The organism is Paraburkholderia sp. BR10141, from assembly GCF_056155635.1.
Genome location: NZ_JBMIQH010000012.1, coordinates 187,621 through 212,811 on the forward strand (window position 1 = coordinate 187,621; position 25,191 = coordinate 212,811).

General features: G+C 63.4%; 20 protein-coding genes, 5 pseudogenes and 1 riboswitch. Of the genes and pseudogenes, 14 read left to right on the forward strand and 11 right to left on the reverse strand.

The window, feature by feature from the left end; translation table 11 throughout:
- Positions 1–548 precede the first annotated feature (548 nt).
- A pseudogene (locus tag ACOJB8_RS18890) lies at positions 549–1,062 on the forward strand (hypothetical protein); the annotation flags it as partial.
- 18 nt (positions 1,063–1,080) lie between these two features.
- Here ACOJB8_RS18890 and ACOJB8_RS18895 read toward each other — a convergent pair.
- The 3 genes and pseudogenes from ACOJB8_RS18895 to ACOJB8_RS18905 form a co-directional block, all read right to left on the reverse strand.
- Positions 1,081–1,258 (reverse strand): annotated as a pseudogene (locus tag ACOJB8_RS18895) (M20/M25/M40 family metallo-hydrolase); the annotation flags it as partial.
- A 69-nt stretch (positions 1,259–1,327) separates the two neighbouring features.
- Positions 1,328–2,503, reverse strand: a complete 1,176-nt coding sequence (locus tag ACOJB8_RS18900) for a M20 aminoacylase family protein (RefSeq protein ID WP_475013646.1) — start codon at positions 2,501–2,503, stop codon at positions 1,328–1,330.
- Positions 2,504–2,524: 21 nt separating this feature from the next.
- Positions 2,525–3,739 (reverse strand): diaminopropionate ammonia-lyase, encoded by a 1,215-nt coding sequence (locus tag ACOJB8_RS18905; RefSeq protein ID WP_368684418.1) that lies wholly within the window; start codon positions 3,737–3,739, stop codon positions 2,525–2,527.
- A 115-nt stretch (positions 3,740–3,854) separates the two neighbouring features.
- On the opposite strand from ACOJB8_RS18905, the gene ACOJB8_RS18910 reads away from it, so the two are divergent.
- Both ACOJB8_RS18910 and ACOJB8_RS18915 read left to right on the forward strand, forming a co-directional pair.
- Positions 3,855–4,334 (forward strand): Lrp/AsnC family transcriptional regulator, encoded by a 480-nt coding sequence (locus ACOJB8_RS18910; RefSeq protein WP_475013649.1) that lies wholly within the window; start codon positions 3,855–3,857, stop codon positions 4,332–4,334.
- Positions 4,335–4,393: 59 nt separating this feature from the next.
- On the forward strand, positions 4,394–5,155 hold the full coding sequence (locus ACOJB8_RS18915; protein ID WP_475013651.1) for an aldolase: 762 nt from the start codon (positions 4,394–4,396) through the stop codon (positions 5,153–5,155).
- Positions 5,156–5,167: 12 nt separating this feature from the next.
- On the opposite strand, the pseudogene ACOJB8_RS18920 reads toward ACOJB8_RS18915, so the two are convergent.
- Both ACOJB8_RS18920 and ACOJB8_RS18925 read right to left on the reverse strand, forming a co-directional pair.
- Positions 5,168–5,431: pseudogene (locus tag ACOJB8_RS18920) on the reverse strand (enoyl-CoA hydratase-related protein); the annotation flags it as partial.
- Positions 5,389–5,859: pseudogene (locus ACOJB8_RS18925) on the reverse strand (SDR family NAD(P)-dependent oxidoreductase); the annotation flags it as partial. The pseudogenes ACOJB8_RS18920 and ACOJB8_RS18925, both read right to left, overlap by 43 nt.
- 8 nt (positions 5,860–5,867) lie before the next feature.
- Between ACOJB8_RS18925 and ACOJB8_RS18930 the strand changes: the two are divergent.
- The gene (locus ACOJB8_RS18930; protein ID WP_475013653.1) at positions 5,868–6,086 is read left to right on the forward strand and encodes a CoA transferase; all 219 of its coding nucleotides are present in this window, start codon (positions 5,868–5,870) and stop codon (positions 6,084–6,086) included.
- On the opposite strand, the gene ACOJB8_RS18935 is transcribed toward ACOJB8_RS18930, so the two are convergent.
- Positions 6,083–8,194 (reverse strand): putative bifunctional diguanylate cyclase/phosphodiesterase, encoded by a 2,112-nt coding sequence (locus ACOJB8_RS18935; protein WP_368602037.1) that lies wholly within the window; start codon positions 8,192–8,194, stop codon positions 6,083–6,085. The genes ACOJB8_RS18930 and ACOJB8_RS18935 overlap by 4 nt on opposite strands.
- Positions 8,191–8,580, reverse strand: a complete 390-nt coding sequence (locus ACOJB8_RS18940) for a hypothetical protein (protein WP_475013655.1) — start codon at positions 8,578–8,580, stop codon at positions 8,191–8,193. Before ACOJB8_RS18940 ends, ACOJB8_RS18935 begins: the two co-directional genes overlap by 4 nt.
- Before the next feature lie 364 nt (positions 8,581–8,944).
- On the opposite strand from ACOJB8_RS18940, the gene ACOJB8_RS18945 reads away from it, so the two are divergent.
- Positions 8,945–10,792: an acyl-CoA dehydrogenase gene (locus ACOJB8_RS18945; RefSeq protein WP_475013657.1), complete on the forward strand. Its 1,848-nt coding sequence runs from the start codon at positions 8,945–8,947 to the stop codon at positions 10,790–10,792.
- A gap of 116 nt (positions 10,793–10,908) precedes the next feature.
- Here the strand turns inward: ACOJB8_RS18945 and ugpB are convergent, their stop codons facing one another.
- A complete protein-coding gene (ugpB, locus tag ACOJB8_RS18950) occupies positions 10,909–12,255 on the reverse strand; it encodes a sn-glycerol-3-phosphate ABC transporter substrate-binding protein UgpB (RefSeq protein ID WP_475013659.1) in 1,347 nt (448 codons plus the stop codon).
- A 212-nt stretch (positions 12,256–12,467) separates the two neighbouring features.
- Positions 12,468–12,608: pseudogene (locus ACOJB8_RS18955) on the reverse strand (VOC family protein); the annotation flags it as partial.
- Positions 12,609–12,973: 365 nt separating this feature from the next.
- Positions 12,974–13,149: riboswitch (yybP-ykoY riboswitch) on the forward strand.
- 105 nt (positions 13,150–13,254) lie between these two features.
- Here ACOJB8_RS18955 and ACOJB8_RS18960 point away from each other — a divergent pair.
- Positions 13,255–14,253 carry a sodium:calcium antiporter gene (locus ACOJB8_RS18960; RefSeq protein WP_368602033.1) on the forward strand — a complete coding sequence of 333 codons (999 nt, stop codon included), beginning with the start codon at positions 13,255–13,257 and terminating at the stop codon, positions 14,251–14,253.
- 18 nt (positions 14,254–14,271) lie between these two features.
- Here ACOJB8_RS18960 and ACOJB8_RS18965 read toward each other — a convergent pair whose 3' ends face one another.
- Positions 14,272–15,363 (reverse strand): HPP family protein, encoded by a 1,092-nt coding sequence (locus tag ACOJB8_RS18965; RefSeq protein WP_475013662.1) that lies wholly within the window; start codon positions 15,361–15,363, stop codon positions 14,272–14,274.
- A 162-nt stretch (positions 15,364–15,525) separates the two neighbouring features.
- Here ACOJB8_RS18965 and ACOJB8_RS18970 point away from each other — a divergent pair, with 162 nt between their 5' ends.
- From ACOJB8_RS18970 to ACOJB8_RS18980, 3 genes are read left to right on the forward strand one after another with little or no spacing between them, the layout of a single operon-like run.
- On the forward strand, positions 15,526–16,128 hold the full coding sequence (locus tag ACOJB8_RS18970; RefSeq protein ID WP_069266873.1) for a TetR/AcrR family transcriptional regulator: 603 nt from the start codon (positions 15,526–15,528) through the stop codon (positions 16,126–16,128).
- A gap of 45 nt (positions 16,129–16,173) precedes the next feature.
- Positions 16,174–17,613 carry an MFS transporter gene (locus ACOJB8_RS18975; protein ID WP_475013664.1) on the forward strand — a complete coding sequence of 480 codons (1,440 nt, stop codon included), beginning with the start codon at positions 16,174–16,176 and terminating at the stop codon, positions 17,611–17,613.
- A gap of 24 nt (positions 17,614–17,637) precedes the next feature.
- Entirely contained in the window at positions 17,638–17,781 is a 144-nt protein-coding gene (locus ACOJB8_RS18980; protein ID WP_342950119.1) for a hypothetical protein, read from the forward strand.
- Positions 17,782–17,851: 70 nt separating this feature from the next.
- Here the strand turns inward: ACOJB8_RS18980 and ACOJB8_RS18985 are convergent, their stop codons facing one another.
- Entirely contained in the window at positions 17,852–18,046 is a 195-nt protein-coding gene (locus ACOJB8_RS18985) for a helix-turn-helix domain-containing protein (RefSeq protein WP_475013666.1), read from the reverse strand.
- 149 nt (positions 18,047–18,195) lie between these two features.
- On the opposite strand from ACOJB8_RS18985, the gene ACOJB8_RS18990 reads away from it, so the two are divergent.
- From ACOJB8_RS18990 to ACOJB8_RS19010, 5 genes are all read left to right on the forward strand, one after another.
- Positions 18,196–18,432: a hypothetical protein gene (locus ACOJB8_RS18990; RefSeq protein ID WP_475013668.1), complete on the forward strand. Its 237-nt coding sequence runs from the start codon at positions 18,196–18,198 to the stop codon at positions 18,430–18,432.
- A 2,000-nt stretch (positions 18,433–20,432) separates the two neighbouring features.
- Positions 20,433–21,806: a replication initiation protein gene (locus tag ACOJB8_RS18995; protein ID WP_069266876.1), complete on the forward strand. Its 1,374-nt coding sequence runs from the start codon at positions 20,433–20,435 to the stop codon at positions 21,804–21,806.
- 976 nt (positions 21,807–22,782) lie between these two features.
- Positions 22,783–23,475, forward strand: coding sequence for a ParA family partition ATPase (gene parA / locus ACOJB8_RS19000; RefSeq protein ID WP_069266877.1), 693 nt, complete (start codon positions 22,783–22,785; stop codon positions 23,473–23,475).
- Positions 23,465–24,490: a ParB/RepB/Spo0J family partition protein gene (locus tag ACOJB8_RS19005; RefSeq protein ID WP_475013671.1), complete on the forward strand. Its 1,026-nt coding sequence runs from the start codon at positions 23,465–23,467 to the stop codon at positions 24,488–24,490. Before parA ends, ACOJB8_RS19005 begins: the two co-directional genes overlap by 11 nt.
- A gap of 518 nt (positions 24,491–25,008) precedes the next feature.
- A partial coding sequence (locus ACOJB8_RS19010; RefSeq protein WP_475013673.1) for a hypothetical protein occupies positions 25,009–25,191 on the forward strand: 183 nt, incomplete at its 3' end.

Here is a 25,191-nt window from a genome sequence, read left to right on the forward strand (position 1 = left end):
AGTGCGCGAGCACGTCGCCGGCGAGCGGCAAGCCCTGCCAGAACGCGCGGGCGCTGGCGCCATGGGCCACGGCAGCAACGAGAGCGAACCGGTGAGCACGGCACGCAACGCCAAGGGCCGCTGTTCATCAGCAACTCCATCACCGCCAGCACCGCGTTGAAGTGCGGCGGCGTAACGCGCACCGCGAACATCTCCGGCCGCGCGAAATATCCGTAATCGGCTGGCGCGCCACCCGTGCGGCGCGCGGCGACGCCTCTTCCATCAGCAATCCGCCCAATTCTTTCTCCTGTGCGGCTGCTTTCCGCGTGACATCTGAGCTTTCCCCTACTAACGGCTCGGGCGCGTCTACCTTGAGTCGATTTACACGTTTACCTCGTCTTTGTTCTGGTTAGCCCGCAGGTTAATTCTGGCCCTTACGGCTAACGCTCATCGATGTCGGGCCGCAGAAAGATACGCCGTGAATAGTTGTAAGCGACAGATCCGAACAAAAAAGCACGGTCGTTATTTCGCTATCCAGATTAATCTTTTGTTAGAAAAATGGCTGCCCAATCGTGCGCACCTCGGGCGCCCGAGGACCGGCATCGCGGGCTCGCAAGTGATTGTCGATCTGTCACTGCCGTGCATGTCGCGCCAATCCGGGACCTCACCGGCGATGCGCACTTCTCCGAAGTCACCTTCGACGATGTGGAATTGCCCGATGACGCACTGATCGGCACCGAAGGCGCGGGCTGGGAACAGGTCACCGCGGAACTCGCGTTCGAGCGCAGCGGCCCGGAGCGCATTTATTCGAGCATCGTGCGGCGGCCATTGCGAAGGCGCGTGCGATCCGCGCCGCTGGTGGCGAACGGCGCACATGCGCTCGTGGGCGCGATGGGCATCACCGCCGAGTTCGATCTGCAGCTCTATACGAGACGGTTACACGCGCAACGTCTTCAGTACGGATCGGAGTCGTTCTGGGATGATGTGGTCGGCACGCATGCCATCGATCACTGGAACAACGTCGCCGCCGGGGTCATCGGCATTTACGATGCGCTCGATGAAGCCGCGGCGGTCGGAACCTAACCGCGCGACACGCGGGCCTCACGCCGTGCCACCGCGCGCGAGGGCCACATCGAGCAGCACCTTCGCGCCGTCGATGAGTTGATCGTCGTCCGTGCTCGCGCGGATTGTGGCTAGTGCCGCCGCGGCTCGGCACGAAGATCATCGCCGCTGGCGCGATCCGCACAATCATTTGGGCGTCATGGCCCGCACTCGGCGTCCTGCAAACGCGTTTCACCCAGTTCGCGCAGTTGCCGAAGCAGCACTTCGCCATTCAGTTTCATCATATTCACGATTGGTTGGTTCCGACCGGCAAGGCGAGGCGCGCGATTTCCGCAAAGTAGCGGGCGCCGGTCATCAGGATGTCGTCGTTGAAATCGTAGCCGGCGTTGTGCAGCGGAATCCCGCCGCGCTCCGGCGCGTCGCCGTTGCCGATGAAGATGAAATTCCCGGGCACGACCTGCAGGAACGCACCGAAATCCTCGGAGATCATCATCGGTTGCACGTTGGCGTCCACGGCGGCGTCTCCCGCCACGCTGCGCGCGGCGTTCACTGCCAGTTCGACGAACTGCTCCGAATTGACCGTTGGCGCGAACTCGTGCGTGTACTCGAAGCTGCATTCGGCGCCGTGCGTCTGGCAAATGCCGACGCTGACTTCCCGCATGCGGGTTTCTAGCAGCGCTTGCACCTCCTTCGAATAGCTGCGCGTATCGCCCTTGATGGTCACGTTCGACGGAATGACATTGCGAATGCCGTCGGTGATGACTTCCGTGCAGGAGATCACGGCTTGCAGGCTCGGGTCGAGATTGCGCGACACGATGGTTTGCAGCGCGAGCACGATTTGCGCCGCGATGACGATGGGATCGGCCCCCATGTGCGGGCGCGCCGCGTGCGTGCCACGCCCCTTGATATGGATGACGAAGTTATCCTCGCTCGCCATGATGCCGCCCGCGCGCGTGGCGAACGTGCCGGCGGGCATGCCCGGCATGTTGTGCGCGCCGAAGATCGCATCGACGGGAAACCGTTCGAACAGCCCGTCCGCCATCATCGCCTTCGCGCCGCGGCCATGCTCTTCGGCCGGCTGGAAGATGATACGCACCGTGCCGTCGAAATCGCGCCGCTCGGCGAGCAGCCGCGCCGCGCCGAGGACCATCGACATATGGCCGTCGTGTCCGCATGCATGCATTTTTCCCGCGTTCAACGAGGCATGTGCGCGGCCCGGCGCCTGCTCCGCGATATTGAGCGCGTCCATATCGGCGCGCAGGCCGATCACGCGCTTGCCGTTGCCGACCGTGAGGTTTGCCACGAGCCCCGTGCCGCCAATGCCGCGGTGCACTTCGAGACCCAGTGTCTCGAGGATGTTGGCCACGTAGTGGGCGGTATGGATCTCCTCGAAGCCGGTTTCGGGACGTTGGTGCAGATACTGTCGCCAGCTTTTGAGTTGCCCTTGCAGTGTGCTTTCCATATGGGGGTGTCCTCTTTTCGGTTACTGCGCGACCTGACTCAGCCAGGTGTCGCGACGGGCCGCCACGGTCTCCGCGGACGCGCCGACCAGTTGCGCGTACACGCCGGGCGCCGTGGCGCCCTCGGTACTGATCAACAGGACGCGTGAGGCTGCGTCGAGCCCTGCTGCGCGCGCGAGATCGGGTTCGCGCATTAGCATCGCGAGGCCCGCAAGCCCTGCCGCGCCCGATTCGCCCGCTACGATCGGCACGTCGCCTGCCGCGCCGGTGGCGAGGCTACGCATCGCCTCCACGGCATCCTCGTCGTCGATCAGCATGAAGTTGTCGACACACGGCTCGAGTATCTGCCACGCGAGCGGCGACGTCTCCCCGCACGCAAGGCCCGCCATCACGGAATCGACCGACCCGGTGGCTTTCGCTGCGCGGCCGGCGATGGCGCTTTGATACAGGCAGTCGGCCTGGCGCGGTTCGACCACGATGAAACGCGGACGCGCCGCGCCATGATGCTCCCACAGGTAGCTGGCTACGCCGGCCGCGAGTCCGCCCACGCCGCCCTGCAGAAACACGTGCGTCCACGCATCGCCGGACTGTTCGATGAGTTCCGCCGCGATGGTGCCGTAGCCTTGCATGACGTCGCGCGGGATCGCCTCGTAGCCGTCATAGGAGGTATCGGAAACGACGTGCCAGCCGTTCGTTTTCGCCAGTTGCGCCGCGTGCTCGACCGATTCGTCATAGTTGCCGACGATGCGAACGATACGCGCGCCGTACGCGGCGATCGCCGCTTCGCGCTCGACGCTGACGTTCGCATGCAGCACGATCACGCAGTTACAGCCAATCGATTGCGCTGCTGCGGCGAGCGCCTTGCCGTGGTTGCCATCGGTCGCGCTGATGACCGTGAGGTTCGTGACCATCTCGCCGTAGCGGCCTTCGATCAGCTTGCGAGGATCGATCTCCTGCAGGGGCCACAGGCGCATGACGAGGCGCATCAGCGCGATGGGTGCGCCCAGCGCCTTGAAGCTGCCAAGAGGAGAACGAAACGATTCGTCCTTGAGTCCAATGCGAGCAACGCCCAGACGCGCCGCTGCGCCGTCCAGATCCCAGAGCGGCGTGGACTCCGGGCTGATCAGCGACCAACCGGCGAGCCATGCCCGGCTCTCGTCGCCCGACTTCACGTTCAGGATGGCCCCGAGCGTTTCGGGGTAGGCATGGCGCGTGGCGCGCGGGTTGGCGATCAGCATGGGTGGGCTCCGGTGGACTTGCGATGTCGAAATGATATTGCGCAGCCCCCGCGAAAAAGTCTCATAATGCGGCCACGTCACGCAAAAAAATATCGACTTTCAGGCTCCCGCGTAAATGGCGACACATCTCGACTCCTTCGACCGCAAACTCCTGATGGAAGTCCAGCGCGACGCCCAGATTCCCCAAAACGAACTCGGCGCGCGCGTGAACCTCTCTACGGCTGCGGTGAACCGGCGTTTGCGCCGTCTCGCCGACGAAGGCGTGATCGACCATTACGCGGCGATCGTCTCACCCGAGAAGGTCGATCATCCCATCACGATCGTCGCGACCGTCGAGGTGGAGAGCGAGCAGATCGACTTGCTGGACGCCATGAAGCGCACCTTCGAGCGCTGCCCGCAGATTCAGCAGTGCTACTACGTCGCGGGCGAGTGGGATTTCGTGCTCATTTTCGCGGTGCGTAACATGGACCAGTACACGGAACTCACGCGCGAGCTATTCTTCTCGAACAACAACGTGAAGCGGTTCAAGACGCTGGTGAGCATGAGCCGCGTGAAGGTGGGGCTCGAAGTGCCGCTCGCGCTCGACAGCGAATGACGAATGCGGGCTGCGACGCAGACGCCACGCGGTCATCTGAACAACAGGAGCCACGACCCATGAGCAACGCCGTGCATCATGCTGGAGCCATTGAAAGCGAAGACTTGTTCCACCACCCGGAAATCGCGACGCTGCGCGCGGACCTCGCGCTCGCGCTGCGTGCCGCCGCGCATTTCGGGTTGGGTGAGGGCGTCTGCAATCACTTCAGTGTCGCGCTTCCCGGCGAAGACGGCCTCTTTCTGCTGAACCCGCGCGGCCTGATGTGGAGCGAGGTGATGGCCGACGACATCGTCATCGTCGACGCACAGGGGGACGTGATGGCGGGCCGCCATGCCGTGGAGCCGACGGCGATGTTCATTCATGCCGCCATCCACGGCATCGCGAAGAAGGCCTGCGTGCTGCATACGCACATGCCGTATGCGACCGCCCTCACGCTCACGGTGGACTGCGGGCTCGATACGACCTTGTCGCAGAACGCGATGCGCTATCACGGCCGCGTCGCCCTCGACCGCGAGTACAACGGCCTCGCGCTCGGCCCCGAAGAAGGCGAGCGCATTGCGCATGCGGTCGACGGCAAGGACATCGGCTTCCTCGGCAATCACGGCGTGGTAGTGTGCGGCGAGCGCATCGACTACGCGTTCGACGACCTCTATTACCTGGAGCGCGCCTGCGCCGCGCAGGTGCTCGCGGGCTCGACCGGGCGCGCGTTGCGGCCCGTGGCGCCCGAACTCGCGCAGCGCGTGGCCGACCAGATTCAGGGCGAGCGATTGCAATCGGAGTTGTTCTTCGCGGCGCTGCGAAGAACCCTCACGCATGCCTGACAAAAGGCCGCCCTACCTCCCCTGCCACACTGCCTTGCGCTTCTCCGCGAACGCCGCCGCGCCCTCTCGCGCGTCGGCGGAAGCGAACACCGGGTCCGAGATCTCGCGCTGACGCCCGAACATCGCCGTACTGGGCCAGTCTCGCGACTCGCGCATCACGCGCTTGCTCGCGGCCACCGCGAGCGGGCCGTTCGCCACGATCTTCTGCGCGAGTTCGAGTGCGCCCGCCAGCGCTTCGCCCGGCGCGGTGAGACGGTTGACGAGGCCGAACTCGTGCACACACGGATGCCCTTGCTTGCCAGGTCGCGCGCGGCCACGAGCGTCATGCCCACCACGCCCGCCTTCGACGACGCATACGGCACCTGCCCGATCTGCCCTTCGTACGCCGCCACCGAAGCCGTGAGCACGCAAGCGCCGCGCTCGCCTCCGGCATCGGGCTCGTTGCGCGCCATCGCTTCCGCCGCGAGGCGCAGCGCATTGAAAGTGCCGAAGAGATTCACGCGCACCACGTTCTCATAGGCTTCGAGCGAGCCCGGCGAGCCGTCCTTCTCGATCAGGCGCACCGCGCCGCCACGACCCGCGCAATGCACGAGCGAGCGCAGCGCGCCGCGCTTCGTAGCCGCCTCGAACACGGCGTTCATGTCGTCGGCGCTCGTCACGTCGGCGGCCACGAAGCTCGCGCGCGCGCCGAGTTCATCGGCCACGGCCGCGCGTGCAGGAACGGATCGCCCAGACGGTCGCCACGCGCACACGCGATGAATGGACCGCCGTGTTCGAAGGCAGCGACGCATGCGTCACGCCCGTGCTGGGTCTTGCGGAAGCGCCGCTCGATGCGCACAACGTGGCGCGCGGCGCGTTCGCGCAGAGCGGCGGCGCATGGCAGTCGCAATGCGCGCCGCGCTTCGTGGACTACGGCGGCGAGAGCGCTTAACCTCGCACCGCGCCCAGCGCTGCTTCGTCGTCGGCGAGCAGCGACAGTTGCCCGCTCGCCACGATATGGCTGAGCGGCGCCGGGCGGCCGAGCAGATAGCCCTGCACTTCGTCGCAGCCTTCGTCGGCGAGCAGAGTAAGCTGCGCCTCGGTTTCGATGCCTTCGGCCAGCACCGGAATGCCGAGGCTCTTGCCGAGCGCGAGCACTGCGCGAATGATCGCGGTGGCCTGGCGGCTCGACTCGGCCTCGCTGATGAAAGACTGGTCGAGCTTGATCTTGTCGAACGGGAACGAGCGCAGCGTGTCGAGCGACGAGTAGCCGGTGCCGAAGTCGTCCAGCGCGATACTCACGCCGATCGCCTTGATTCGCTGCAGCACGTCGAGCGAGCGCTCGCGGTCCGCGAAAATGGTCGTCTCGGTCAGTTCCAGTTCCAGCCGCTCGGGCGCGAGGCCAGTCTCGACCAGAACGGTCTCGACGAGCTTCGGCAGATCCGCGTGCGAAAACTGCACGGGCGAAAGATTTACTGCCACCTTGTAAGGCGGCGACCACGAAACGGCGCGCGTGCACGCCTCGCGCAGCACCCAGGCGCCAATGCCGAGAATGAGACCATTCTCTTCGGCGAGCGGAATGAATTCGGCGGGCGAGATGAAGCCGAGCCGCGGATGCTCCCAGCGCAGCAGCGCTTCATAGCCGCAAATTTCGCCGCTCGCGATCGAGGTCTGCACCTGGTAGTGCACGCTCAGCTGCCCGCGTGCGAGCGCCTCGCGCAAGTCGTGCGTGAGCGAGCGGCGCGCCCGCGCGATCTCGTCCATCGCCGGCTCATAGAAGCACACCGACTGCGCCAGATCCGCCTTCGCGCGGTACATGGCGAGGTCGGCGTTGTTGATGAGCACGGTCTTGGTGGTGGCGTCGTCGGGATAGATGGCGACGCCAAGGCTCGCGCCCGAGAGCACTTCGGCGTCGTCGTAGCGCACCGGCCGGTACAGCGCGGTTTCGAGGCGCGAGAGCAGATCGCCGAGATCATCGCGCGAGGCGAAGCGCGTGAGCGCCACGAACTCGTCGCCGCCCACGCGCGCCACGAACTCGCCTTCGCGCATCAGGCTCGAAAGTCGCCGCGCGAGAATGCGCAGCACTTCGTCGCCAGCGTGATGGCCGTGCAGGTCGTTGATTTCCTTGAAGCGGTTCAGGTCGATGCCGATGAGCGCGAGCTTGCGCGTGTCCTGCGTGCGTGCCAGTTCGGCGTCGATGCGTGCGTTGAAGCTCGCGCGATTGGGCAGGCCGGTGAGCATGTCGCTCATCGCCATCGTGCGCAGATGCTCGACGGATTCGGCGCGCACGCTGTCGTCGAGCAGAAAGCTCACGCAGCCCGCGCCTGCAATCACGAGCGCCATGCACGCCACGGCGAGCGCGAGCGCGTGCAACGCGGCGGGATTCGAAAAGTGTCCGTCGAGCGGCATCGGCACCACCTGGAACGCGGACATGCCGGTGAAGTGCAGCGCGGCGATGGCGAGCGCGAGCACGCCCGCCACGAGGCGCGCGGACGCGTCGGCGCTCGCCCGCGCGCTGGCCGCGTTCTCCTGCGGGCGCCGAGCGGCCACGCCCGCGAGATGCAGCGCGAGCGCGCTGATTGCGACTGCAAACACGATCGACAAGGCGATCCCGACGCGATTCCAGATCACGATGCCTTCCACGCGATACGCGAGCATGCCCGCGTAATGCATGAGCGCGACCGCCAGCCCGACGATCGCACCGCCCAGCGCGGGCGCAGCACGCGTGAGACGGTTCGCGGCGTGGCTCGTGGCGAGCAGGAACCCCGCGAAACTACCCACGAGCGCGATGAGCAGCGACGTGATGGTCAGCACGGGGTCGAAAGCGATCGGCACGCCCGGTTCGAAGCCGAGCATGGCGACGAAGTGCGTGCACCAGATATCGGCGGCGGCCACGACGGCCGCGATGAACGACCAGCCCATGCGCTGCAGCGATCGCGTGGCGAACGCGCGCAGGACGAGCCGCGCCGTGACCCACGAGCCCGCGGCGCAGATCAGCAGCGCGACGACGACGAGCCACAGGTTGTGTTTGTAGACGATGCAGCCCGCCACGCTCATCATGGGAAGATCTCCTTGTTCACCACTCGTTCACCCGGACGTCGGCCGAAGCCGCGTCCCTGTTCGCCCGCACGCGCGGCTTCCAGGCTGCCCGCCTGGTGTTCGGTACGCGCACTCAGGTTCGCGTTGCCTTCCGCGATTTCGAGCGCGGCCTGCTCCACGTGCGCCGTGCTCGTGCTGACCTCCTGCATGGCGCGCGCCATCTGGGCGATCGCCCCCTTGAGCGCGACCGCCGTGGGCGCGCTGGCCGGAACGCCGTCGACCGCGAGGCACGAATACATGATCGCGTCGGCGGCGCGCGCGACGTCATCGAGCGCGCGAATGGCCACGCGCGGTTGCGAGCCGGACAGTCGAAGCGACTGCGCGCGACCCGGCGAATCTGCCAGCATGAACGACACTTGGATGAGGAAGAAAAGTTGCAGGTAGGCGTTAATGCGGCGGCAGCTGATGGACCTTGATGCGCCTGGTTGAATTCGGCTGCAAAAAGAGCCGCCGTAAAGGCATCGGCGCGACTCGTTGGCGGGCTCGATAGGAAAATCGGGACCGCGCACGAGTTTACGGCAGCAAATCAATTAACTTCAGGAAACCCTTTATGGGAGAGGTATTTGCAAACGTTTGCAATGTTTTGGTCCCGTTTATTTGCCGCTTGCCGAACGAGCCCCGTTTATCGCTGGAGAAACTACCAATAGCACGACCGTTCTATTTTAGGTACGCTAGCAGCCTTCTCCTCTCAAGATGCGAGACCGTTCCGCCATGTCGCTGATCCTTTCCCGCCGCGATCTGAACTTCCTGCTCTACGAATGGCTCGATGTCGAAAGCCTCACGCGTATTCCGCGCTACGCCGATCACACGCGCGAGACCTTCGACGCCGCGCTCGACACCTGCGAGAAGATCGCCACCGACCTCTTCGCGCCGCACAACAAGAAGAACGATCAGCACGAGCCGCACTTCGACGGCGAAACGGTCACGATCATCCCCGAAGTGAAGACGGCGTTGAAGGCGTTCAGCGACGCAGGCTTGCTGGCCGCGGGCCAGGACTACGAATACGGCGGCATGCAGTTGCCGCTCGTCGTCGAGAAGGCGGGCTTCGCGTGGTTCAAGGGGGCGAACGTCGGCACGAGCGCCTATCCGTTCCTCACCATCGGCAACGCGAACCTGCTGCTCGCGCATGGCAGCGCCCGGCAGATCGATACCTTCGTGCGCCCCGAACTGGAAGGCCGCTACTTCGGCACGATGTGCCTTTCCGAGCCGCAAGCGGGCTCGTCGCTTTCGGATGTCGCCACGCGCGCCGACTTCGAGTGCGACTCCCCGCTCGGCGCGCAATATCGTCTGCGTGGCAACAAGATGTGGATCTCGGGCGGCGAGCACGAGCTTGCCGAGAACATCGTGCACCTCGTGCTCGCCAAGATCCCCGGTCCCGACGGCAAGCTCATTGCGGGTGTCAAAGGCATCTCGCTGTTCGTCGTGCCCAAGTACCTCGTGAACGAGGACGGCTCGCGCGGCGAGCGCAACGACGTCGTGCTCGCGGGCCTCAATCACAAGATGGGCTATCGCGGCACGACGAACTGCCTGCTGAATTTCGGCGAAGGCACGCAGCACACGCCGGGCGGCCGCGCGGGCGCGATCGGCTACCTCGTGGGCGAGCCGCATCACGGGCTCGCGTACATGTTCCACATGATGAACGAGGCGCGCATTGGCGTGGGGCTCGGCGCGACGATGCTTGGCTATACCGGCTATCTGCATGCGCTCGATTACGCGCGCAACCGTCCGCAAGGGCGTCCCGTGGGCGCGGCGGGCAAAGATCCGGCTTCGCCGCAGGTGAGGCTCGTGGAGCACGCCGACGTGCGCCGCATGCTGCTCGCGCAAAAGAGCTACGTGGAAGGCGCGCTCGCACTCAACCTCTGGTGCGCCAAACTCGTGGACGAAGCGGGTGCCGCCAGCGGCGCGGCGCGCGAGCCGCTCTCGCTGCTGCTGGACCTGCTCACCCCCATCGCGAAGAGCTGGCCTTCGCAATGGTGTCTCGCGGCCAACGACCTCGCCATCCAGGTGCATGGCGGCTATGGCTACACGCGCGAGTACAACGTCGAACAGTTCTATCGCGACAACCGTCTCAATCCGATCCACGAAGGCACGCATGGCATTCAAGGGCTCGACCTGCTCGGCCGCAAGGTCGTCATCAAGGACGGTGCGGCGCTCAAGGTCTTCGTGGCGCGCGTGCAGGCTACGCTCGAACGCGCACACGCTTCGGGCACGGCAGACGAGGCCGCCCACGCAAGCGCGCTCGCAGCCGCACTCGAGCGGCTCACGGAAGTCACGCGGCGGCTGTGGGCAGCCGGCGACCCGGCGGTGACACTGGCCAATGCTTCGGTGTACCTGGAAGCGTTCGGCCACGTGGTCCTCGCCTTGGTGTGGCTCGAACAGGCGCTCGTGGCGCGCGCGGCGCTCGCCAAAACCGGCGGCGAGGAGGCGGACTTCTATCGCGGCAAGCTCGCGGCGGCCGCTTACTTCTTCGCATGGGAATTGCCGAAAACCGGCGCGCAGTTCGATCTGCTCGCCTCGCTCGACCGCACCACGCTCGACATGCAGGACGCGTGGTTCTAAAGCGCGATCACTGAGCGAAAGCCAGGCGCCCCAAAAGACCGGACTGGCGTCGGCCTTTTGGGGCGCTGCCCGATGCCTCACGCGAGGCATCGGTTCACTTCACGCGCGTCGGGCCGTCAGTTCGCGGCCTGCTGCTCGAAACGCCTGAGCAGATCGTTGCCGCGCGAGTTGGCCGAATCGAGCGCCTGCTGCGGCGTCTTCGCGCCCGTCCACACCTGTTCGAGTTCCTCGTCCACGATCGTGCGGATCTGCGGCATGTTGCCAAGACGCAGGCCCTTGGTCCACGGCAGCGGCGGCTTGTTGAGCATCTGCTTCGTGGCCGTGTCGGCGCCGGGATGCGACGCGTAGAAGCCTTGTTGCTGCGTGAGTTCGTACGCGGCCTTCGTCACCGGCAGATAACCCGTGTCCTGATGCCACTTCGCGGCCACGGCCGGCGAGCTCAGGTACGCGAGGAACTGCGCCACGCCCTTGTAGACCTCGGGGTTCTTGCCGCCCAGCACCCACAGGCTCGCCCCGCCGATGATAGCGTTCTGCGGCGCGCCCTTCACGCTCGGGTCGTACGGCATCATGCCGGTGCCGAACTTGAATTTCGCATACTGCTGCACGTTCGCCAGCGCACCCGACGAGCCCATCATGATGCCGCAGTCGCCGCTATAGAACTTCGCGGTGGCTTCATCCTTGCGGCCCACATAGGTGAAGGTGCCCTGCTTCGCCATGTTTTGCAGGAAGGCGATATGCGCGACCTGCATCGGCTTGTTGATTTCGAGTTGCGCGTCGAGGCCGTCAAAGCCGTTGTTGCGCGTCGCGATCGGTGCGCCTTGCCACGCGCTGTAGTTCTCTACTTGGATCCAGCCCTGCCAGCCCGTGGTAAAGCCGCAGCTCATGCCCGAGGCCTTGAGCTTCGCGGCGGCTTCGGCGACTTCGGGCCAGGTTTTCGGCGGCGCGTCTGGCAGGCCGGCCTTCTTGAAAGCGTCGCGATTGTAGTAGAGCACCGGCGTCGAGCTGTTGAACGGCATCGACACCAGATGGCCCGTCCTGGCATCGCTGTAATAGCTCGCGATGGTCGGCACGAAGGCCTTCTCGTCGAGCGGCACGCCGGCGGTCTTCATCACGTCGTACACGGGCAGCACGGCCTTCTTTGCGTTCATCATCGTGGCGGTGCCGACTTCGTACACCTGGAGGATGGCGGGCGCGTCGCCGCTGCGATAAGCCGCGATGCCGGCAGCGAGCGTCTGGTCGTAGGTGCCCTTGAAGACGGGCACGATCTTGTATTCGCTTTGCGACGCGTTGAATTGTTCGGCGATCGCGTTCACGCGTTCGCCGAGCTGGGACTCCATGGCATGCCAGAACTGGATTTCCGTGGCGGCATGCGCGGCTTGAGCGCCGCCCGCCAGCACCACGGCGGCGATCAGCGCGCGCAAGCGGCCGCGCGAACCTGCGCGTTGTATCTCGTGCTTTTTCATCTGGGTCTTCTTCCTGTTATTGGTCGTTGTCCCGGCGCATGCGCGCGATGAGGCGCGGCGCGGGACTTTGGTTCAGGACTTCGATTTTCGACTTTGATACATCGGACCGTCCGCCGGCGGTCGTTTGCACGCGTGCACGGCACCCTCGGCCCAAGGCAGGGCAAGGGTAGCACAGCGAATGGGACGCCCGTGTGATGGCTTGCCGCGCGGTGTCAATGGTCCGCGGGATCGTGGCAACAGACGCAGAACTTGTTGCCTTCGGGGTCGCGAAAGTACGCGCCGTAGTAGTTCGGGTGATAGTGCGGGCGCAGCCCGGGCGCGCCCTCGTCGGCACCTTGCCTCCTCGTTTGCAGCGGCGCGCGGGGCGGTGTCAGCCGCGCGCCGCTGCGCCATGAACAGCATAGAAGCGGGCTTGCCGCTGCGCGGGTCGAGCGGCTCGCGCAGCGCACGCCAATCGAGACCGCTCACGTCGAGCAACGCGACCCAGCTTTCGAGCGCTCGCGGGCCACCAGAAGGCGTCGGGCAAGACGATCGACGCGGACACGGGCGAGCTCGTCAACGCGGTCGCCTCGTTCGGCGACTTCGACAACGATGCGAGCAACGACAAGCAGGCGATGGTGATGGCCGCGCTGCGTCACAAGTTCGGGTTCGCTTCGCGCGAGGCACCGCGGCGGGCGCGCCGGAAATCGCTCGCCGCCATGAACTTCGGCTATAATCGCCCCCTGTCTTAGGGGAGTAGTCTGCAACGCCTGCTTCGGCGTTGCGCCGCCGTCAACATAATTGGTGCCCCTGCACCATGGCGCCGGCAGCCGTATTGCGAATCATTGCAGCGCATCGCTGCAATAGCGCGGCCTGACGAGACCTATGACGTTTTCCCTTTCACCCGGGCCGGGCGAAGGGAAGCGTCATGGTTTCGGTGCCCGGCTCGCACATCACGGCAAAAATAATGACTCGTCTCGCCCCGCTTCATCTCCTCATTTGCGCCACGGAGCGAACGTCATGATCTTGACGTTCGCCTTGCTCATTGCCGCGGCCGGCATCATCTACCTGTCCTGCGAGACGTTCGTCAATAGCGTCGAGTGGCTCGGCCACAAGCTCAAGGTCACGCAAACCGCAACCGGCACGATCCTCGCCGCATTCGGCACGGCGCTGCCCGAGAGCGTGGTCACGCTCGTTGCCGTTGCTTTCGGCGGCGATCCCGCGCACAAGGAAATCGGCGTAGGCGCCGCGATTGGCGGCCCGCTCGCGCTCAGCACGATCGCCTATGCCGTCGTGGGCTTCGCGTTGCTAGCGACAGCAAAGCGCGTGGGGCGCGAGCGCGCGGCCACCGTCGACGTCAATACACGCCGTCTGCGCCGCGACCAGCTCTGGTTCCTCGCAATCTTCGTCGCGAAGATCGCGCTCGGGCTCGTGGTGTTCAGCTTCAAGCCGGTACTGGGGATCGCGTTTCTCGCGGCCTACGCGTTCTACTGCTGGAAGGAGCTTTCCGCCGAAGATAGCGGCGAGGTGGAAGGCGATCTCGAGCCGCTGAAGCTGCGCCCGCACGACGACAATCCGGCCATGGTGTGGATTCTGCTGCAGACGCTGGGCGCGCTCGCCGTCATCTTCGCGGCCTCGCATCTGTTCGTGCAGCAGATCGGTGCGGTGGGACCGTGGCTCGGTCTAAGCCCGCAGTTGACCGCCGTGTTGTTCAGCCCGATCGCCACCGAGCTGCCCGAGATCATGAACGCGATCATCTGGGTGCGCCAGGGCAAGGAGCGGCTGGCGCTGGCGAACATCAGCGGCGCGATGATGATTCAGGCCACCATTCCCACGGCGTTCGGCCTTTTCTTCACGCCGTGGCATCTCGGCACGCCTTCGATTCTCGCGGCCGTGACGACCATGATCGCCATCCTGATCCTGCAATGGGCGTTTCGCGCGCCGAAGGTACGTAGCCGTCAGCTCACACATGTCGGCTGGCTCTATGCAGTGTTCGCGGTGTTGCTGTTCGTGGTGTGACCCGGCCAGACGCCAGGCTCAGGCTGCCTCGGCGGCGGCCTGGGCAACGCCCGCGTGGTGATGGAGCCAGCGGATCATGTCCGAATGCCTGACCACGCCAACCAGCCGGCGCGCATCGTCCATCACTGGAATGTCGTGGTAGGCATGCTCGACAAAAATCGGCACCAGATGCGCGAGCGGCGTGGCCCGATGGACGGCGTGCACGCCGGCTGCCATCACGGCTTCGACCGTTTCTTCCACGCGCGCCGATTCGCGCTGCGCCGCGCGACGCAGCGTGTTCCTGAATCGCTTGAGGCCAGCCGCCGGCGCAAGGTCGCCGAGCGCGTGATGCGTGACGACGCCGACCACGCGATCCATCGCATCGACCACGGGGAGCGTCGAAGCACCGTGGCGGCGGAACATCTCGTGCGCCGCACGCGCGCCCATTGTTGCGGGCACGGCGGGACAGTCGATCGACATGATTTCCTCGCAAGTTAGTTGTTCGAACGATTTTTGCGGAAAATCCAGCGGCGCGAGTCGCTGTTGCGACAGCACGGCAAGCGGCGCGGCAGCGGCTTCCGGCGTGGGACGAAACGCAGCGCGCGGATAGCGGTGCCCGGTCAGCGCGTGGAAGGCCAGCGCCGCACTGAGCAACGCGAAGGACTGGAACGCAATAGGCGCGATCACGAAGTGAAAGCCGAGCGCGTGAACCGCGGGGCCGCCGAGCACGGCGGTCAGCGCGACCGCGCCTGAAGGCGGATGCACGCAGCGGCACAGGAACATCGCGCAGATCGCGAGCGCCACCGCCACGGAAGCCGCCGCGACCGGCGATGCGATCCATTGCGCGCACGCCACGCCCACCAGCGCAGAGACGAAGTTGCCGCCAAGAATCGACCACGGCTGCGCAAGTGGGCTGTCCGACGCGCCGAAGAGCAGCACCGCGGAAGCGCCCATGGGCGCCACGAGCAGCGGGATGTCGCCCGCCGCGCCGAACATTACGTGGGTTGCGAGTCCCGTGAACGCGATGCCGATCAACGCTCCGGCACAGCGTCGCCCCCGCTCGCGCCATTGCGGCGCAGCCGGGTTGGGCACGAAACTCGTGAACCATTCGATGAGCGCGGTGCGGGTCATAGCGGGGCTTGCTGGTCAGTATGTCGGCCAGATTACCGACGCGCGCCGAATATCAACAATTGATATTTCTGTGCGTACATATAATTCATCCTGTATGCATGTTTGAATTCTCCACGCACATTTTCCTCGGCAATTCGGAATCGATTGGTCTAGAATGTCGACATGAAATCCGATACCCGTTCTGGCCCCGGCCGTCCACGCGAATTCGACGAGCAGGAAGCCGTGCAGAACGCGCTAGAGGTGTTCCGCGCGCGCGGCTATGCGGCAACGTCGCTGCCCGACCTGATCGAGGGTACGCAGCTCTCGCGCGGCAGCCTCTACAAGGCGTTCGGCGACAAGCACCAGCTCTTTCTCGCGGCGCTCGACTTCTATACCGAGCGCGGTATCGCGCGGCTTACGCGCAATCTGCGGCACGCGTCGGCGCGCACCGCGCTGCGCGAGGCGCTGCGTCACTACGTGCGCCTTTCCGTCGGCCTCGAAGGGCTTGCGGGCTGCCCGGTGACAGCCGCCGCCACCGAATGCCTGCCCTTCGATGCCGAAGTGAAAGCCCGCGTCACGGACATGTTCGCGCGCATGCAGGCGCTGCTCGCCGGCGCGATCCGGCGAGGCCAGGCAGCGGGCGAACTGGCCGCCGACCAGAATGCCGACGATCTCGCGCGCTTCCTGCTCTGCACGATCGAAGGTATGCGCGTGCTGGGCAAGACTGACGCCGGCGGGCACGCGATCGATGCAATTGCTGAAATCGCGCTGAGCGCCATCCGCTAGTTTTTTTGGCCAATTAGGAACCGATTAGTTCCATATGGAGGCTGCATGACGAATCTTTCGACTGTGGAAATGCCGTCCACGCGAGCGGGCGCACGCACCTGGTGGGCGTTGACCGTGCTGCTGATGGGCACGCTGTTGCCGCCGCTCGACTTTTTTATCGTCAACGTCGCGCTGCCGTCGATGCAGGCCGACCTGCATGCCAGCCCCGCTATCGCGCAACTGGTGATTTCGGCCTATGCAGCGACCTACGCGATCTTTCTCATTACGGGCGGCCGGCTCGGCGACCTGTACGGACGGCGGCGCATCTTTCTCGTGGGCATCCTCGCGTTTGCGGCGGCTTCGGCCGTGTGCGGGTTCGCCAGTTCGCCCGCAGCGCTGGTGACGGGACGCATCCTTCAGGGCGGCGCCGCAGCCGTCATGGCACCCCAGGCGCTTGCGTCGATCCATGCGCTCTTTCCGGCGCATCAGAAGGGGCTTGCACTCAGCCTCTTTGGCGCGGCTTACGGGATCGCCGCGGTCGCCGGCCAGGCCCTCGGCGGCGTGCTCGTCTCGGCCAACGTATTCGGACTCGGCTGGCGCAGCATCTTCCTCATCAACCTGCCCGTCGTGATGGCGGCCGCGCCAGCGGCGTACTGGCTCGTGCGTGAAAGCCGCTCGGACCACCCCGCGAAGCTCGATCCCGGCGGCATGGTCCTGCTCGGCATCGCGCTGGCTGCGCTCGTCGTGCCGCTGATCGAAGGCCGCGAGCGCGGCTGGCCGGTCTGGACGTGGGCGTTGCTCATTGGCGCCGCGCCACTGTTCGCGATCTTCTGGCGCTACGAGGCGCGCGTCGCGAACGCCGGGCGCGACGCGCTCGTGCCGCCCGTCATCTTCGCCGCGCCCGGCCTCGTGCGCGGGCTCGTTGCCACGCTCTTCTTCTATTCGCTCGCACCGTTCTTCATGATGTTCGCGATTTACGTCCAGCGTGCGCTCGGGCTCGCGCCACTCGAAGTCGGATTGCGCATTCTGCCCCTGGGCGTCGGCTTTCTGGTCGGGCCGCTGCTCAATCCACTTATCGTGCGCCAGTTCGGGCATCGTGCGGCGGCGGCCGGTATGGCAATCGAGGGGTGCGGCTTACTTTGGACTGCCATGCTTGTTCACGATGCTCAACTCCACGCACTCAACGCATCGCTCTTTCTGATCGGCTTCGGCCAGGGCGTGGCGCTGCCCGCGCTCGTCAGGCGCAATGTCGAATGTGTCGATCGACGCTGGTCCGGTCTTGCCGCCGGGCTCGTCAGCTCGGTTTTGCAGGTCAGTGCCGCGCTCGCCGTGGCGCTGCTCGGTGGCCTGTTTTTCGCACTTGCCGGGCCGGATGCGAGCAGCGCGCAGGTGGCTCGCGCGTTCGCAACAACCGTTGCGATTATCGGCATTCTGCTTTTCGTTGCAGCGTTGCTCGCCAGCGGGCGCAATAATCACGTGCCGCAATTGCGCAATCAGCACGTATAAGAATAAGTGCGCCCGACGCGCTGCATGAAACGATGGCCATGCGTCGGGCCGATCGAACTCGTCAACGAATACGGCCAGCAGGCGGTGTCCGTGAAGGTAAGCGGTCGAGCCGCCCTGCTCGATGCGCCCGATGTAGACGGCCTGATCGTAGAACCGTTTGCTTTTTGAGTTAACAAACCCATGCGTCCGCGCCCGGATAGGTAACCGGTTCCCACAAACGGTTACCTGAGCGCGCGCATCAGTCGAACGTCGGCGAGGTCAGTTGATAGCCGTCGCGGCTGATGGTATCGATGCGCACTTCGATGCCTTCGCGCGCGAGCTTGCGCCGCTGCCGCGAGACGACGAGGTTGACGGTTGAAGCGTCGATGTCCTCTTTCTCGGGCCACGCGTAGCGAATCATCTGGTCGCGCGGCGCGCACGAGCGTGTGCACACGCTCGTGCATTTCCATGAACGAGAACGTAGCGAAAGCACGCGTCGGCGCCCGCGCGCAGCATCTTCGAGGTCCCAGCGCAAGACCCGTGGACATTGCTCGGATATCCTCGGCGAGCCAGCGCCCGTCCGGTGCGAACAGGCCGTAGAAGTTGTCGCGCTGGTCGGGGCGTCGGAAGCGCGCGTCGATGGCGCCGGCAAGGCTCGCGTCGCTGCGCGAATCGAAGTACCGCAGTTGCCAGCGCAGGCGGCTGTCGGTCTCGCGCATCATGGCGCGCGTCACTGAGTATTCGATGATGCCGAGCAGCGCCATGAACGCGAGCGAGAAGATCGCTGCGGAAACGGTGAACCAGCGGAACGTGGTCCTCTGCCAGTGGTCGGGCCAATGACCCGCACGTCCGGCACCGCCCGCGACGACGCCGGAACGAACAGGCCAGGCCCGAGCGCCAGCCAGGCAGGTTCATCGCGCGCCTCGCACACAGGGCCCGGCGTCGTGCAACGCCTGCAGTTGCGCGGTCGTGCATCGCGCGCACGGTGCTTTCTCGCTGGCTGACGCGGCTACCCAACCATGGGCCATGAATGGTCGGCTCGACGACTCACTGGCGAACCCACGAACGCGGATGCGGCCGCCGCACCGCATCTGACTCAGCAGGCATGTCACAGGTACCCGTTCGTCAAACCGGCCCACGAGGTCACGCATGCCGGTCTGATACCGCAAATTACGGTACTCGAGGCGGTGCGTTACGACCCGAACTCGGACGACGACACCCGCCGATATCGAAGCCGCCCAGCAGCGTCTCGCCGACCGGTACCGCAGCGATTGCCTGCGGCGGCACACCGCGGCCGCGGTTACCTTTCCCGCGTATTCACACTGAGATCGGGCAGGCGCTCGGTGGGCCGTAGGTTACCGATAAATCTTGTGCAGTGCACCTTGTCCGGTTGGCGCCTGACTTTCCTTGATTGCTTTGGGTCGCGGCCCAAGTGGGCCTTCGGTGGCTCCCATGTTTGGTGACCTGAGGTGGGTAACCGGAAATGGGAGGAACGGTTCGTCCAGAAGTGCGCATCTCCGGATCGCTGGTTCCCCTGACCTGGTTCAGCGGGCGTCCAAGGCTGGCAGGACGCTTTACGGTTCCGATCCCACTGGTGTCGTAGTGATTCAGCCGGTCCCATAGGCAGTTACCTTTGGACGAAGAACAGCACCATAGACGTAGACCATCCGGGTGTTTTCCTCGGTAAATCAATGGTTTGATTCGATCTCTAGAAGTTTATTCTCAAGAAAAGGGGGCTTAGCTAATGCTCCAGGGTGCCCGCAAAGCGTTGGTAGACGGGCTAGGTAACCCGGAATGGGGTTACGGAGGTTGGTGACCACTTACATGCGATTAGGTCCCCGGTTTTGGGAGACGTCTTTCTCATCGAACGCGTGTTTCAGTGTTTACCTTTTACGCTTTAACAACTTTAGTAAACCTTTAGACGGCTCGAACCCTTACCAGGCAAGGCTTTGCGGCCGATTTGGTGGCGCGTTATGGGATTTGTGGTCCCGGGTATGGGAGTTCGGGGTTGTGGATATGGGACTTCGGTACCCGGGCATGGGGTTTACGGGTTGTGGATATGGGGGAAAGGTCGCCCGCTATGGGAAAAGGAGCGGTTTTGCCTTCAGGTCACTGTTTATGGGAGTCAGTGAAGGTCGCTGCTTATGGGATGCGGGGCTTTTCTTGAGGGTGTTCAAGAGGACCCGTCGCTTGAGTTCAGGTAACCGTCTTTGGGAATCGGTATGGGTAACCAGATATGGTGGCTTGTCGGGAGAGGAATTCCGGCGTTAGCGTGCGCCGGATTGGCTACCCGCATGAATCCTTGGACGCGGAGAAGCTGGCTGGAGCCAGGTAACAGCCTATGGGATCAGGCGTGGGTCACCAGTTATGGGGGCAAGTGCTGATCCGCTGACCTCGAGCGCCGTATTTGGCCCCGCAAGGGTAGCCATTTGTGGGAACCGGTTCAGGTCACCATTTATGGGCGTACTGGGCATGACGACGCTTGGCCGAACTGCTCCGGGCGACAACCTGGATAGCAATGTGAAAAATCCCATGGACAGCTACCTGTTGAGGCTGAATTCTCGGAGTGAGTACTCACATTTTGCATAAAGGTCACTGGCTATGGGATAGTTTTCAGGACGCGGCGACGCAAAGGTCACCATTTATGGGTCCGTTCGCGGGGCCTGTTCAGAGTGCCCAGGACGGGTTCCCGGTGGCCATCGAGGCAGAGAATCGCCGGCTGTCAATGCTCTTAGCCCTTGAGTGTCGTGCCGCGTCACGATAGCGTCTGTGGCCTTGAGTCACCTGATCGCTTGGTATACAGTTACCAACCGACCAGGTTCCCTTTCATCGTGGGTCATATGGCAAGAAAAAAGGCCGAAGCCGGCGACGCCGACAAGCAAGGTGCACTCGTATTCCAGCAAGGCCAGCCGCCTGATCTGTTCCGCAAGGCCGTTCCGGCGATTCATATCGCACCGAAGTCCGGATCGATCAGCCTGCAGCAGCGCAAGATGTTCAGCTCGCTGATCAAGAACGCCATTCGCCAGGATTCCCTCGACCGCGGCCGCTCCTCGTTCGAGATCACGATCTCCGCCCTCTCCCAGGACGTCGATCTGAACAGTAACAACACCGAGTACGTCAAAGAAACGATCAACTCGCTCATCAGCACGGTCGTCAACTGGGACTACCTCACGCAGGACAAACGCAGCATCTGGAAGGCGTCCGGCTTGCTCGCAGGCGCCGAACTCGAGCGATCGGTGTTGCGCTACACCTTCTCCGAACAGATTCGCGGCGAACTGCTCAATCCTGAAATCTACGCGATGATCGATATGCGCATCACGCGTCAGTTCAGAAAGGCGCATTCACTTGCGCTGTGGGAGAACGTCGTTCGCTATGAGGCCGTGGGTGTGACGGCGCGCTTTCCGCTCGCGACGCTGCGTGACCTGATCCTTGGGCAGGATACTTCGGCGCAATCGTACAAGCTCTACAAACAGTTCAAGAGCCGTGTGCTGGTGCCCTGCATCAAGGAAGTCAATGAGATTTCGGATCACAATTTCGAGCTCATCGAGCACAAGGTGGGACGCTCGGTCGTCGCCCTGCAGTTCCGCGTGACCCGCAAGCCGGAGACCGATCCGTCCCAGGAGTTGCGTGCAAACGAAACGCTGCTGATTGGCGAGATGTCGAAGTTCAGCATCCCGGTTTCCGAGGCGCGGCGCCTGCTCAAGCAGTACGGCGAGGACAAGATTCGCACGGCGGTGGCCTATACCGCGGCGCGGGTGGCGCAGAAAAATTCGGCGCCGCTCGCCAACGTTGCGGCGTATTTCCGCAAGGCGCTGACCGAGGGCTACGAGTTGCCCGGTGCGAATGCCGCCGCGCCCGCCACCGACGCTGGCCGCGCGCGCGAAAGTCAGGATCAGGTGAAGGACCGCTATATCGCTGCGAAGATCAATGAGGCGCGCGCCTACTTCAATGAACTTGAATACGACGACCAGACTGCGCTGATCAAGCGCTACAACGAGACGGTCGGTATGGACAAGCTCAAGGTGTCGACGGCGAAGGTGCCGAGCAAGATGGCATCGACGAACTTCTTCCGTTGGGTGGTTCTGGACACCTGGGGCCAACCGACTGCTGCGGATCTGCTTGAATTCCTGCTGAGCGGACAACAGGCGCCGGCCGGGGGCGAAGGCCTGCAGGCGGCGGAAATCGATCTCGCGCTGAAAGCTCGGGACGAGTGAAGGCGATGAATCTAACGGGACGGCGGCTTCGGCCGCCATTTTTTTTGTGCGATTCGCTGTGAGTACATGCGGATAGTGCTCAAGGAAATTTAGCTAAATATAACGACGTAGAATTCGTAGCTAAATATATATTTCGAAGCTTCTGAGTGTTAGATCGACCGCTTTTTTGGTGACGAGTCAAGCTTCGACTGTTTGAGTGCCTCGGAGTGATGTTTGTGCTCTGTCTCGGCGTACGCGGATGCCGATGGCGCTTGGTTGCTTCGTGCTGTTCCGCGTTGATCTCCACGTGGAGAGTCGCTGCTTTAAACGATCAAGAATGTGTGGATGCGGCGAGATACACGCAATGGATGGAACTCGCTTACCGTCACTGCCCATCCCTTCATCCCGGGTAGTACCTGCTCACGCGTCATCATTTTCCCGAATGCTGATTGAGGACTCTCCACGTGGAGAATCGCTCAGAACACTTGCTGGCCGGATCGCTTCTGGACATCGACATCACACTCACTGCACTGCGCTAATTCGAGGTCAAGTCGATCACTCTCCACGTGGAGAATTGCTCGGTGTTCCTCGTCTCCCTCCGCGAAGATACCTATCGAGCACTCTCGCGCAACTTGAACTTTCCTCCCGCGTCACCAACGTAATGCACGGCTGTGCAAAGATCCAGTGTCTAATCGACCTGCGAGCAGACGAGCTCCGCAACTTCGATGGGCGCATTCTGCGATCTCCACGTGGAGATCAGCGCCCATCACTGTTGAAACATCGCGATCCCGTCAATCCACCCCGCCCACCAGCCCTCTCCATTGCATCCAATTCTTATCCGTTCAGCCAATTGGTTGTGAACTGACAACGTCCGGGGCGGAATTTCTAGAATTTACTTTAAGTTGCCAGTAGACTGTCGAATGACTTGCTGGAGTCTCCACGTGGAGAGTGCACCTGGGAGACTCGCCCGCTGTTGAACAATTGCATGGAGAAACGAATGGGTCTCGTGATAGCCGTAGCGAACCAAAAAGGTGGGGTTGGCAAAACCACTACCAGCATGAATCTGGCTGGGGCATTTCAGGCTGAAGGCTATAAGGTCTATGTCGCCGATGCCGACGGTCAGCAATCTTGCATGAGTTGGTGTGCAGCGGCCGGTCCCGAAACGCCTCTACCGTTCCGCGTCGGCAGCATTCACAAGCTGGAGAAGATGATTGGGCCGGAAATCGCCGCACTGGCGAACGACTACGACGTCGTTATCGTCGACTGTCCGCCTAATATCAACGACCTGACTACCGCGCGAGTGCTTGCCGTAGCCGACGCAACTGTCATTCCGACGGACGCATCACCGATCGACATCTGGAGCAGCGAAGGGATGATGGAGTTGGTCGAGCGAACCCGCGTGGCCAATCCGGCCGGAAAATTCGCAATTTTGTTGAATAAATCTAATTCGAAGACGCTGCTGCATACGCAGATGAGCGCCATCCTCGCCGAGAGCAACGTCCGCGTATTTTCGGCAACCATCAAGCAGCGTGAGCTCTACCGTCAGGCGGCAGCACTTGGCCGCACCGTCTTCGATGTGCGCGGCGTGCGCGGGGCGAAAGTCGCGAAGGACGAGATCAGCGCTGTCTACAACGAGATCATTGCGCTGGTTCAGGAAGAAGAAGAGGAGGAGGTCGTCAATGGCCGCTAAGCTGAATTTCACCAGCAAGGTCCGCGCGGGCATGGCCGCCGAGCGGGTTTCGGCTGGCGAGCGTCTCGCGGAAGCCGATGTCGTCAATATCGCGCAGCGCGACGCAGGTGCACCCAACGCCGTGGACACGCCCGCCGCTCCGCCTGCCGAAGTCGTCGAGGCACCGCTTTCGCTGCATGCGGTCCGCAAGATTTCGGTCGAAGATGTCGTCTCCAATCCCTACAATCCGCGCGCGTTCTACAGCGCCGAGACGATCGACGAGCTGGCAGAAAGCTTTGCGACGCAAGGGCAGATCACGCCGATCCTGGTCACCAGACTCGCGGCGTTTCCCGGTCAATATGTGATCGTCGACGGCGAGCGCCGTATTCGTGCTGCGCGTTCGCGCGGCGACAAGTTCATCGACGCCGATGTCCGCGAGGGCCTCGACAATCAGAACCTGTACCTGCGCGCCTATCACGCCAACAAGGAGCGCGAGGAGCAGACGGTATTCGACGACGCGCTCGCGTGGAAGAAGCTGCTCGACGATCGCGTCTACGTCGACCAGATCGAGTTGGGGGTAGCGGTAGGCGAAGATCCGAAGCACATCAGCAAGGTGATCGCACTCACGTCGCTGCCGCCCTATCTGCTGCAGAGAATGGCGCAGCATCGCAAGGACGTCGGACTCGGACACGCCTACAATATCAAGCTGATCTTCGACCGGGCGGGCGCAACCGTTGCCGAGCATTGGCTTGCGCAGGTGGTCGAAGGGAAGGCGAGCGTGCGCAAGCTCGAGGCGGCGGCCTCGGCTGAAGCGGGTGCGCGCAGCGTCGGGCCGCGTCGTACGCATTACCAGTCCCGCGTCCAGTTCAATCGACCGGACGGCGTCGCGCTGGGCGAACTGAAGCTGTTCGGCGACGGGCGCGCGGAGCTGAGCCTGAAGGGCATCGCGCCTTCCGATCAGCAACGTCTTGCCGAGCGCGTGAAGGCAGTCATCGAGCAGTGGGCTTCGGAAATGGATACGACCGGGGCGACCTGAGCGTCGCGAGTAGCGCCTAACGGTGGCAGGGGAGGGCGTCGTCAGGCGCCTTTTTTCGTTGTAGAGGCGACGCGGGCTATGCGCCAGTCAACACCGGGGTCGAATCCGTGAAACAGGCGCGAAAAAATACCGGATCAGGCTTACTTATTTAAAATCAATGGCTTAGACTGGGTTTTCTAGAATGTTTCACGAAACTTGTTAGCTTGGATCGGGCTAAATCACGTTTTTTGCGTCTCTCGCCACGAAGATACCCGCTGCAAGCGAAAAACGTAGCAAATAAGACGTAATTTGTAGTGCATTACAATCAACAAGATTGTGAGCAATTGACAAGGCTCGCCCCTCAGGTCATCCTACAGAGATGAACTGCCGCCTTTTCACGATTGCGCTGATTATTAGCACCATTCAACGAATGGTGGGTTAGCGTACGTCTGGCAGCAGTGACAACAACAACCCGCCCCACGAGGCGGGTTTTTTGTTTCCGCCTCCTGGCCAAAACGAAAGTGAAGACAGGAGCCGTCATGCAGGTGCATCAAAGCCGCCCCACCGCCGAAGCCACTGAAGTCGTCAAAGCTACGGACTCCGCTCAGTCCCGACGCGACGAAAACGACTATCTCCGCAAGATTCTCACAGCGCGTGTCTACGACGCCGCCCGCGAAACCGAACTCGAGCGCGCCCCGAACCTCTCGGCGCGTCTGCGCAAC